4 protein-coding genes are annotated in these 7,205 nt (G+C 72.4%); 2 read left to right on the top strand and 2 right to left on the bottom strand.

Translation table 11 applies throughout. From position 1 onward, the window contains the following. A partial coding sequence (locus K8V84_RS18180) for a class I SAM-dependent methyltransferase (RefSeq protein ID WP_304076437.1) occupies positions 1–1,152 on the top strand: 1,152 nt, incomplete at its 5' end. A 15-nt stretch (positions 1,153–1,167) separates the two neighbouring features. Here the strand turns inward: K8V84_RS18180 and K8V84_RS18175 are convergent. After that, complete coding sequence (locus K8V84_RS18175) at positions 1,168–2,700, bottom strand: MFS transporter (protein WP_304076435.1); 1,533 nt, start codon at positions 2,698–2,700, stop codon at positions 1,168–1,170. A 137-nt stretch (positions 2,701–2,837) separates the two neighbouring features. On the opposite strand from K8V84_RS18175, the gene K8V84_RS18170 reads away from it, so the two are divergent. Next, a complete protein-coding gene (locus K8V84_RS18170) occupies positions 2,838–3,713 on the top strand; it encodes an MOSC domain-containing protein (protein WP_304076433.1) in 876 nt (291 codons plus the stop codon). A gap of 75 nt (positions 3,714–3,788) precedes the next feature. On the opposite strand, the gene K8V84_RS18165 is transcribed toward K8V84_RS18170, so the two are convergent. Then, the gene (locus K8V84_RS18165; protein ID WP_304076431.1) at positions 3,789–6,929 is read right to left on the bottom strand and encodes a sacsin N-terminal ATP-binding-like domain-containing protein; all 3,141 of its coding nucleotides are present in this window, start codon (positions 6,927–6,929) and stop codon (positions 3,789–3,791) included. Positions 6,930–7,205 lie beyond the last annotated feature (276 nt).

Below are 7,205 nucleotides of genomic sequence, written 5' to 3'. Positions count from 1 at the left end.
GGCCGCCCCGGGTTCGTGGTCTCCGACCCCAAGGTTCGCCCCGGCAGTGGCGACGTCCCCGGCCACGACCACGTCGTGGGTACGGGTGGGGCCTCCGCCAACCTGTCCCGGCTGATGGTCGACGGTCCCTTCGAACGGGCCCTGGACCTGGGCACCGGATGCGGGGTCCAGGCCCTGCACCTGGCCTCCAGGGCACGTGAGGTGGTGGCCACCGACCTCAACCCGCGCGCCGTCCACCTGGCGGGGATCAGCCTGGCGCTGTCCGGGGTCCACGACGCCCGCCTGCTCCAGGGTTCGTTGTTCGAACCGGTCAAGGGCGAACGCTTCGACCTGATCGTTTCCAACCCGCCCTTCGTCATCACCCCCGAGGCGGCCCGGTACACCTACCGCGAGACCGACCTGCCGGGCGACACCGTCTGCGCCGAGCTGGTCCGGCAGGCCCCCGCTCATCTCACCGACGGCGGTTGGGCCCAGTTCCTGGCCAACTGGACCCACACCGACGGCGACGACTGGGAGGACCGGGTCGGCGGGTGGATCACCGGCACCGGCTGTTCGGGCTGGGTGGTCCAGCGCGACGTCCAGGACCCGGCCGAGTACGTGGAACTGTGGCTGCGCGACTCCTGCGAGCATGGGACCCCCGAGTACACCCGACGCTACGACGCTTGGCTGGACTACTTCGAGCGCGAGGGCATCAAGGGCATCGGGTTCGGCTGGATCAGTCTGCGCAACGACGTCGCCCAGGACGCCACGGTTCGGGTCGAGGAGCTGCGACACGACATCGAGCAGCCGGTGGGGCGCTACCTGCCGGACGTGGTGGACGGATCGATGACCGCGCGCCGACTCACCGACGCCGCCCTGTTGGCGGCGCACGTGGCGCTCGCCCCCGGCGTGGTCGAGGAACGAGTGGGCGTGCCGGGCGCGCCCGACCCGGAGAAGATCCTGCTCCGGCAGCGGGAGGGCCTGCACCGGGTGGCCCGGATCGGCACCGTGGAGGCGGCCCTGGCCAGCGTCTGCGACGGCACCATGCCGGTCGGACCGCTGTTGGACGCGATCGCCGAGCTCATGGGCGAGGACCAGGAGACCGTCCGTGAACGTACCCCGGACGCGCTGCGCACCCTCATCTCCGAGGGGTTCTTCCGCGTCACCCGCTGATCCGACGGGGACGGCTCACCCTTGTGCGGGGGTCGTCTCCGAGGTGCTCCCCCGCTTGTACAGGAAACCGAACAGGCCGCTCGCCGTCAGCACGACGACGGCGATGATCAGGGTCGCCCGGTAACCGTTGTCGAAGGCGTGGACGGCCTCCGCCAGTAGCGCGTCCGCTGCGCCGCCCTCCATTCCCGTGGCGACCGTGCGGGCCTCGTCCAGCCCGCCGGCCGCTTCGGCGGGGGCGCCCGCGGGCAGGGCGACGGTCCGGGTGTAGACGGCGGAGAGCAGGCTGCCCAGGATCGCCACGCCGGTCAGGCTGCCGAGTTCGTAGGAGACCTCCTCCACCGAGGAGGCCATCCCGGCCCGGTGTTGGGGCGCGTACCCCACGATCGCGGCAGAGGCGGCGGTCATCGCGGCTCCGGTGCCCGCGCCCGCCACCAACAGCCCGGCGACCGTCCAGGCCAGCGGCGCGTTCGAGGTGAGCAGGACCAGCGCCGTGCCCGCCGCGGTCACCAACAGCCCGGTGCCGATCACCGGGCGCGTGCCCAGACGGGACAGCAGCGCCCCGGCGGTGACGCCGACCGGTAGGGCCCCCAGGGCCATGGCGGCCACCACCAGCCCCGCGCGGAACGGGGTCAGGTCCAGCACCAGTTGAAGGCGTTGGGTCAGCACCAGTTGCACCCCGGCGACGGCGAACATCGCCATGGCCGCGGCCAGCACTCCGATGAGGATGCGAGGGTCGCGCAGCAGCGCGAAGTCGATCAACGGGTAGGGGCGTGCGCGTTGGCGGCGTACGAAGGTCCACCAACCCACCGCCGAGACCACCAGCGCCGCGAGCACCGCCACGGCCCGGGGTTCGGGCCCGGTGACCTCCTTGATCGCGTACACCACGCCCGCCAGAGCGGCCATCACCTGGGCCGAACCGAGCAGGTCCCAGGGGTGGTCGGAACCACCCGAGCCACCCGGTGCGACCACCGCCGCCAGCACCAGGGCCACCAGCACGATCGGCACGTTCACCAGGAAGACCGACCCCCACCAGAAGTACGCCAGCAGGAATCCGCCGACGATGGGCCCGATGGCGGCGCCCACCATCGCCATGGTCCCCCACACGCCGATCGCGATACCGCGCTCGTGTTCGTCGGTGAAGGTGATCCGGATCAGCGACAGGGTGGCGGGCATCATCGCGGCGGCGCCCACCGCCAGGAAGGCGCGCCCGGCGACCAGGACCTGCGGGGTCGTGGCGTAGGCGGCGACCAGGGACGCCGAACCGAACAGGACCAGCCCGATCAGGTACATGCGTTTGTGCCCGACCCGGTCACCGAGGGTCCCGGCGCCCAACAGCAGCCCCGCCATGACCAGGGGGTAGGCGTTGATGATCCACAGACGTTGGGAGGCGTCCGCGCCGAGGTCCGCGCCGAGGGTCGGCAGGGCCGTGTACAGCACCGTCATGTCCACCGAGATCAACAGCAGACCCGCGGAGACCGCCGCCAGGACCAGCCATCTTCGGGCCGGACTCAGGACCGGTGCTTCGGTCCCATTCGTCACGTCACTCACGAACGCCCCTTTCGCCACGCCCCATCCTGCCGGGCCGGACGACGGAACGCACCACGGGGGCGGTCACGGCGATCGGGACGGGCAGGCCCCGGTGAAGGTGTTCGGCCTCCCCCCGGCGGTTCCACTAACTTGGTGGCATGGCCCCTGAACCCATCGCCCGTGTGAGCGCGCTCGTCACCTACCCGGTGAAGGGGTGCGCGGGCCTCCCCTTGTCCACCTCGAAGGTCACCTCCTCCGGTCTCGCCCACGACCGCGCCTTCATGGTGGTCGACGACTCCGGCACCTTCCGCAGCCAGCGCAAGGACCCCCGGATGGCGCGGATCGTCCCTGAGATCGACGCCGACGCCTCCCGTCTGACGCTGCGGGTCCCCGGGGGCGAACCGGTCGAGATCAAGACCACCCCCGACGGCCCGCGCCTGGACGTCACCGTGCACGGGAACCCCCTCCAGGGCGTGGACCAGGGCGACGAGGCCGCCGAGTGGCTGACGGAGGTGCTCGGTTCGTCCAGCAGACTCGTGCGGGTGCCCGACGACCACCGGCGCGAGACCACGGGCCTGACCTTCGGCACCGCGGGGTTCGCCGACGGCCACGCCGCCGTGTTGGCTTCGCTGTCCTCATTGGACCTGCTCAACGAACGCATCCTCGCCACCGGTGGCGAGCCCGTGCCGATCTCGCGGTTCCGGCCCAACGTCGTCGTGTCCGGCTGGCCGGAGGCGCACACCGAGGACCGGGTGCGCAGGGTCCGTCTGGGCACCACGGAGCTCGGTTACGCGAAGGTGTGCATCCGGTGCGCGGTCACCACCATCGACCAGGAGACCGGTGACAAGCGCGGACCCGAGCCCCTTCGCGCCCTGGCCGGGTACCGGCGCGCGGACGACGGCGGCGTCGCGTTCTGCTCGAAGTTCGCCGTGACCGTCCCCGGCGCCGTGTCCGTCGGCGACCCGTTGGAGGTCACCGAGTGGGCCGAACCGGAGCAGGGCCTGGGCCCGCGTCTGGCGGCCGCTCTCACCTGATCCGTGATCTCGCCACCGGTGGCGAAAAGGGCGCTTCCTTCGCTTCTGGTGGCAAGATCACCGGGGAGGAGAGGGTTACTCCAGGTCGGATTCGGCGAGCAGGTGCGCCGCGGTCGACGGATCACGCAGCACCGCCGCCAACAGGTGGCGGCGCGACCACTGACCGGCACGCCAGCACAGCGCACGGGCCAGTCCCTCCGTACCGGAGGCGTGCACCGTTCCGTCGCCCGTGTACCAGTCCACCTCCACCCCGTCCACGGTGAGGGTCCGATGGTGCAGGTAGGTACGGTCCGGGTTCCCCGACGCGTCGAGGAACAGCGCCGCCTCGTCCGGCACCGCGCGGATCCGACCCGTCGAGTTCACCTTCGCGGTGACGACCTCAGAGGCCAGATCCAGGTCGAGCACGTCGGCCAGCCGTTCGGCGACGTCGGCCGTGGCCAACACCAACGGCCGGTCCTCCAGCAGGGGCAGCAGGTCCGGTGAGTCCACCACCACGGCGTCGTTCGCGTCGGCGACCACGATCGAACCGCCCTGCACGGCCCGCACCAGGTCGGGCGGGGTGACCAGGTCGGCGTCCAGGTCCGCCAAGGCGGTCCACAGACGCCGCAGGGAGGAACGGTCGACGTGACGGGCCGGGTCGGCCAGTCGCTTCAACAGGTCGTCGGGGCCGTCGGGGTCGGCGAGCAGGTCGGGGAGGGTCCTGCGCACACCCAGGGCCCGGGCGAACTCCGGGTCGATCTCGGCGGGTACCTCGTCGTAGAGGCCCAGGAGCCCGGGGTCGGCGTCGGCGGTGCGCAGCTCGACCGGCGCGCGGTCGTTCAGCAGGGCGCGGGTGCGCAGCCACCAGGCGGTGTAGGAGGGCACGTCCACGACCCGACCGTCCGACGTCAACAGCCGCGCCGGTTCGGTGACGGCCGCGCGCAGCGGTCCGGAGGAGAGCATCGCCAACACCTTGGGCCAGGCGTCGTCGGCGATGTAGTCGAGGTCGGTCACGCACACCAGCTCGGGGACGACCGGGGGCAGCTCCGGGTCGCCGAGACGTTCCAGGATTTCGTCCGACCAGTCCTCCAGCCCTTCGGGGCCGTCCTCCCCCGCGGCCCCGTCGAAGACAGAGCCCGGGTCCTCCCCCAGGGCGACCTCCTCGGCTCGCACCGCGGTGAGTCCCCACAGAGCGCCCACGGCCCGCAACGCGTCGGATCCGTGCCTGCGGACGAGGTCCTCGTGCACGGTCCCGAACGGGGCGTCGTGGACCAACAGATCGGCCAACGGAGCACCGGGGACCAGGAGTTCGGCGGCGACCGAGTAACCGTCCTCGTCGTCGTGCAGCGCCAGCTCGGACAGCCAGGGCAGGTCCTCGACGGTGGTGCCGGCCGCGGCGACCAGGTCCAGGACGGCCTCGGCGATCGGTTCGGGGTCCTCCGCGTCCAGGGACGTACGGACGGCGCCCTCGGTGTTGGGGTCGGCCAGCACCGTGGCGGGCTCCGCCTCGACCGCGCCCAGGCGCAGCAGGAGCGGGTGCGCTGCCTCGGGGTGGACCACGCGCACGCCCAGGGTCGCCAGGACGGCCGGGTCGAGCCGGTTGCCCTCGGCATCGACCACCCGGGCCCACTCGTCGGTGGGCAACAGCAGGGAGCGAGGGCCACGGACGAGCCGGTCGTCGGCCAGGGGCACCGGCAAGGAACCGAGTTCGTCGAGGTCGGCGCCCGCGGCGCCCGCCGTGGCCAGCGCCTTGTACAGCGAGGCCCACCAGGAGGGCGCCCGTTGGGCGTCCCCGAGAAGGTCGGCGAGGTCGGCCAGGCCCAGACGGTGCACACGCAGCGAGACGAGCGCGGGGTGGCGGGGGCTCCACGCGCCGGGCAGCAGCGGTGCGACCGACTCCGCGAGCATGTCGACGAGTTCGGGGACTCCACTGGAACCCCCCGTGTCCAAGAGGACGGCGTCGCGCGGTGCGACGGGGTGCCCGGCGGCGGTGACCAGGAACGCGGTGTCCAGGAGCGGTTCGGCGACGCGGGCCCGGAAGACCGCGTCGATGGCGCCGCCGCCCACCCGGGTGGCGGGCACCAGGTCGAGGGCGTCCCGGGGGTCGAATCGGCGCAGCAACGCGCAGTAGGCGTCGGCCGCCTCCATGAGCAGCAGGTCGGTGGTGCCTCCGGGCTGCACCGAACGTCGGTCCGAACCCAGGGGGAACGTTCCGATGAGCACGGCCGACAGGTCGAGTTCGGTGTCGGTGGGGGTGGGCGCGTGCACCACGCTCTCGACGTCGGCGGGCAGCGCCCCGACCCGACCCTCCTCATCGAGCGGTACGGCCCAGGTCAGCGACCACGCGGTGCGTTCGCGGTCCTCGGTGGGCCGGTCCGAGAGCAGGAGGGGGTCGAACTCACCGGAACGGGACAGGGTCCGCCAATGGGTGACCCTGGTGCCGTCGCCGTTGTGGTTGGTGGTGATCAGGTCGCTCCCGGCGGCCTTCTCACCCTCGGAACGGGTGAGCAGACGTTCGGCGCCGTCGACCACGACGCGTACCTCGGACAGACCCTCCAAGGCGAGCAGCAGCGCTTCGCCGGTGCGCTCCAGCAACTCCCCCACCCGTTCGCGGGCCTGCTCGTCCCGGAGCACCAGGGTGACGACCGTGTCGAACTCGCCCTCGGGGCGCTCGGGCAGCACGTCGGCGGGGAAGGGCAGCCTCAGCATCGGTACGTGCCCGGAACGCCGCGCCACCTCGTCGGCGAGGTCGGCATGGGTGCCGTTGGCGTCCAACAGGTCGGTGACCACGGCGCGGGCGCGTTCGGCGGAGAAGTGCACGGCCCCGGGACCGGAGTCCACGATGACGTTGTCGCTGAGCGCGGCCACCGCGGAGAAGCCGACCCCGAACCGGCCAACGGAGCCTTCGTCACCGCGTTTGGTGGAGGCTCGCAGGGTGGCGAGGGACTCCACGCCGTCCGCGCTCAGGTGGGCACCGGTGTTGGCCGCGGTGAGACGGTCGCCGGCCAGTTCCAGGAGGAGCCGCCCGGGCACCCCGGCCCGCCGGGCGGCGTCGGCGGCGTTCTGCGCCAGCTCCACCACCACCCGGTCCCGGTAGCCGCCCAGCGCGAAGTCCTCTTCGGCGTTGGCGTCCTCCCGGAAGCGGGCGGGCGCGTCCGCCCACGCCGACAGCACTCGTCTGCGTAGTTCGGCGGTGTCGTAAGGATCGGTCACCGACGCGGTCACCGGCTCGGCCATGGTGGTCTCCTCCTGCGCGGGGCACACGGTGCGATCGGTTCGGCGCGTGGGCGCGCACGATCCGGGCGAGGTGAGCCAATGGGTTAGCTCGACCCTAGCCCACGCCCCTCCCCCTATCCCCCGGCCGTCGAAGCGGCGCGGCGCGTGGTGGGCGGGGCGCGAGGGACGAACGGGGTCGGAACGTGCGAGGGCCCCGCCGCGGAGTGCGGCGGGGCCCTCGTGTCGTGTTCTGCGGGTGGATCTGCCCGTGGTGGGACTCTCAGGAGTCGGAGGGGA

The sequence above is a fragment of the Nocardiopsis listeri genome, assembly GCF_020741345.1.
In the GTDB taxonomy this organism is placed as follows: domain Bacteria; phylum Actinomycetota; class Actinomycetes; order Streptosporangiales; family Streptosporangiaceae; genus Nocardiopsis; species Nocardiopsis listeri_A.
The sequence above is the reverse complement of the archived record's forward strand: the minus strand, read 5'-3'. Positions and strand labels throughout refer to the sequence as shown.

Bases quoted from the DNA above. Each gene is read 5' to 3' on its own strand.
- K8V84_RS18170 (WP_304076433.1), top strand. From the start codon at position 2,838: ATGGCCCCTGAACCCATCGCCCGTGTGAGCGCGCTCGTCACCTACCCG.
- K8V84_RS18165 (WP_304076431.1), bottom strand. From the start codon at position 6,929: ATGGCCGAGCCGGTGACCGCGTCGGTGACCGATCCTTACGACACCGCC.